The following is a 3,384-nucleotide window of genomic DNA, read 5'->3' as shown; positions in this document are numbered from 1 at the left end:
CCGCCAACTTCATCGTCACCGGTGTGCTCAACGGCGCTGAGGTGTCGCACGCCACTGCTCTCGGCATGACCGGCACCGACAACACCGCCGCTACCGAGGCCGACATCAATCTGGCAGGCAAGAGCTTTGCCATCGACGCTTGGGTGAACCTCAAGGGCGCAGGCACATTGCTGACACACGGAAAGGGACAGCAGAAGTTCGTAGTAGGCGTGGACGACAACCGCCACCTACAGGTGAAGATCGGCAGCAACGTCTATACGTCGAAGGCTGAGATGCCAACCGACAAGTGGGCATACCTCACGATGAACTATGCCGTTACCGCCAAGGGCTGCACGCTGAAGGCTGCCGTGGCCGAAGACGCCACCACCACCGACCTCTTTACCGACCAAGCGGTGGCGACCTACGAAGGCAACGGACCGCTCGCCATCGGACAACGCTTGACGGGAGCCATCCACGAGCTCACGCTATGGGATGAGGCTCATGACATGACGGCTGCGCTGATGGAGAAGAACAAGACCAAGAATCCGGCCACACGCCACTTGATTGGCTACTGGAAGATGGACGAGGGCGAAGGCACCGTCGTTACCGACTATGCACGCAACCGACATCTCCGCCTGACGGGCGAGAACTGGTATCTCAACAACGAGAACAAGGCCATTGCGCTCGACGGCACGTCGCATCTCGACATTCCTACCGCCGACGTATCGCCGCTCGCCGCCGACAACTGCGCCATCGAACTGTGGATGCGCGCCGACAAGCAGAAAGGCGAGACCCAGCTGCTGCAGGCGGGCGAGGTGGAGCTGTGGATGAACACCGACGGTGTGCTGCAACTCACATCTGGAGACAACACCTTCGCTGCCGGCGCCACATCGCTCCACGATAAGGCTTGGCACCACGTGGCTCTCAACATCCTTCGCAACGGCAATGTGGCCGTGTATGTGGATGGCGAGCGCACCCTGGCCACCAGCGTGGTGGGCATTGGAACAACAGCCAGTGACCGCATGATTGTGGGCGCACGCCGCACACGCACCGCCGACGGAAGCTACCAGTACGACCGTCAGCTTGTGGCTGGCATTGATGAGATCCGCTTGTGGAACGCCACCCTCACGGCCGACATCCTCAAGGCACGCCGCAAGATGCGTCTCACGGGCAAGGAGCAAGGTCTCGTGGCCTACTACCCCTTTGAGACGAAGACGCTCGACGCCTATAATCAGGTGGTGACCGTGGGCAGCGACGACGACCTGCTGCGACCCGACCACAAGGCTGTCTATGCCGATGCCCTCGCCTTCACCGACGACGCTCCCGCCCTGAGGGAGAAACCGGCAGAGACCAACGTCGACTATTCGTTCACGGCAAGCGACAACAAGATTGTCATCACCCTCAACGAGACGCCCGCCGCCATGGCCGCCTGCACGATCCACTTCACCGTGCGCGACCTGCGCGACGCCAACGGCAACCTCTCGCTGCCGGTATGCTGGAGCGCTTATGTCAACAACAATGAGTTGGCGTGGAGCGAGAACACCATGAAGACGACGAAGCGGGTAGGCGAGAGCCACACCTTCGAGGCTACGTTCGCCAACAAGAGTGGAAAGCAGCAGATGTGGACCCTCAGCGGACTGCCGTCGTGGCTCAAGGCAAGCGCGGAGTATGGCACCATCGATCCGCTTACCTCTCAGACGATCGCTTTCGAGGTTACGGAGGCCACGCCTGTGGGCAAGTATGAGGAGACGGTGTATCTCACCGGAAACGATGGCATAGCCACACCGCTCACGCTCGCCATCACCGTCGAGGGCGACAAGCCCAACTGGACGGTCGACAACGCCAACTATGAGAGCACCATGAGCGTCATCGCTACGCTCTCTATCCTTGGCAAGCCGAGCTACGACGCCGACGATGTTGTGGGTGTGTTTGTGGGCGACGAGTGTCGCGGCATGGCCCATCCCGCCTACAATGCCCGCTACGACAACAGTTTCGTGTTGCTCGATGTGTATGGCAATGCCGACGACGCTGGCACGCCGCTCACTTTCAAGGTTTACGACGCCAGCACGGGCATCATGTACCCTGTTACCACCACATCGCAACCTATGGCCTTCAGCGCCAATGTGCTCGTGGGCAAGTATGCCGATCCGCTGCGCATTGAGGCGGCCGACAAGATTGAACAGGCCACCATGCTTGGCGCAGGGTGGAACTGGATGTCGTTCTACGCCAAGGCCGACGACATGGATGTCAGGAGCGTGTTTGCCGATGTGGCCGACGGCGTACAGACGGTCAAGACGCAGAACGTGTTTGTCAATTGCGACAATGGTACGTGGTATGGCAAGAACTTCGATGTAGATAACCGATCGATGTATAAGGTGCGAATGACCAATGCCCGCCTGCTCAAGCTCATTGGCGGTAGTGGAACGCAGGCCGACCGCACAATCACCCTTGTGCCGGGTTGGAACTGGATAGCCTACAACAACACGCAGACGGCATCGGTGGCCGACGCCCTGGCCGGCATGGATCCGCAAGACGGCGACATGATCAAGGGCCAGTATGGGTTCGCCATCTTCGACGGCTACGAGTGGACTGGTTCGCTTAAGGCGCTCGTTCCCGGACAGGGTTACATGTTGCAGAGCGCAAGTGCGGGTACAAGGACGTTCACCTATCCCACTTCCCTGGCGCCTTACGCCCCACAGAGGGCTGCGGCGCGCCCGCTGCTCAACTTCTCGCCCATCGACCACCACAAGTATCCGAGCAACATGACCATCACGGCTCGTGTTACGTTCAACGATGAGGTGCAGCAAGGAGCCGAGGTCGGAGTGTTCGCAGGCGACGAGTGTCGCACGGCGGAGGTTACCGATGCCGACGGCTACGCTTACTTCACCGTTCCGGGCGAGGGCAAGTGTAACCTGAGGTTCCTCATGGTCAAGAACGGCGATGTATGGCTTGCAGAGGCAACGGTCGACTTCATCGAGGACGCCATCTGTGGATCTTACAAGCAGCCGCTTGAGCTGACCTTCGGAAAGATCACCTATGTGGACGGCATAGCCGTCGACGCCGACGACAACACCCGTTGGTTCGACGTTCATGGCAGGATGCTCAATGGTAAGCCCACCGCTCCCGGTGTGTATGTGCGCAGCACCTACGACGCCAGCACCGGCCTGACTACTACCCGCAAGGTCGTGGTGAGATAAGATCCCTACACCCACCGCCAGGCCCAAGGCCTGCGGTGGCAACTAACCAAGGCGCACCATCCCGATAACGCAACGATATCGGGGGTGCGCCTTTTCCGATGAGTAACATTTCCTTTTCATCCCACCGACCTATGCCGCCAATCCTTATAAGTGGAATGGATGATATGCAAAAAATGGCAACAATCTATAGTCCAATCTACACCATCGC

At 59.5% G+C, this 3,384-nt stretch carries 1 protein-coding gene; it reads left to right on the top strand.

Annotated elements, in window-relative coordinates; all coding sequences use genetic code 11:
• On the top strand, positions 1 to 3,176 hold a 3,176-nt coding region (locus WKK33_RS04840), incomplete at its 5' end, for a LamG-like jellyroll fold domain-containing protein (protein ID WP_337932739.1).
• Positions 3,177 to 3,384 lie beyond the last annotated feature (208 nt).

Origin of the sequence: Hallella sp. (genome assembly GCF_037460745.1) — a bacterium.
Taxonomy (GTDB): Bacteria; Bacteroidota; Bacteroidia; order Bacteroidales; family Bacteroidaceae; genus Prevotella; species Prevotella faecis.
The sequence above is the reverse complement of the archived record's forward strand: the minus strand, read 5'-3'. Positions and strand labels throughout refer to the sequence as shown.